Source organism: Micromonospora sp. M51, assembly GCF_018070305.1.
GTDB classification, from domain to species: domain Bacteria; phylum Actinomycetota; class Actinomycetes; order Mycobacteriales; family Micromonosporaceae; genus Micromonospora; species Micromonospora parva.
The window spans coordinates 1-564 of the sequence record NZ_JAGPXZ010001430.1 but is presented as its reverse complement, the minus strand read 5'-3'; the positions used below and the strand labels follow the sequence as shown (position 1 = coordinate 564).

The 564-nt window shown below is 74.5% G+C and carries 1 protein-coding gene; it reads right to left on the bottom strand.

Annotated features, from left to right (window positions below; genetic code table 11):
- On the bottom strand, positions 1-453 hold a 453-nt coding region (locus tag KBX53_RS35265), incomplete at its 3' end, for a hypothetical protein (protein ID WP_210864067.1).
- Positions 454-564 lie beyond the last annotated feature (111 nt).

The following is a 564-nucleotide window of genomic DNA, read 5'->3' as shown; positions in this document are numbered from 1 at the left end:
GGTCACGCCGTGTTTCAGCCGCATCCGCTCGTCGGCCAGTTCACCGATCCGGGGCAGGACCGTCCCGGTGAACCGTTCGGGTCGGGTCGAGGACCAGTCCAGCGGCCACTCCCACCTGTTGATCGCGCTGCGCAGCGCGTCCCGGGCACCCCAGTTGTAGCTGCCGTCCTCCTCGCCGGCGCCGACCCGAGCACCGCCCGGCGGCGGGGGCGGCGGCGCGAGCAGTGCGGTGACCCGGCGCACCGCCAACACGGCGAGCACCCCGGCGATCAGTACCGGCAGCGAGACCTGAAGGCCCACGGCGCGGAGGCCGACGAGCAGGACCGCGACCAGCGCGGCGGCCCAGGCGAGGGAACGCAGCATCGGACGCCAGCGGGAGTCGCGCGCCCCCGGACCGGTCGGCGCCGCCTCCTCCTCGAAGGCGAGCAGATCGTCGATGCTGGTGCTGCTCATGGGGTCACCACCGCGGTGAGTTCTCCGCGCAGCCGGCGAAGTGCGGCGCGGGCCTGGTCCCGGGTGCGTTCGTCGACCGGGTGGGTGGCGTACCGGGCCTCCCGGTAGACG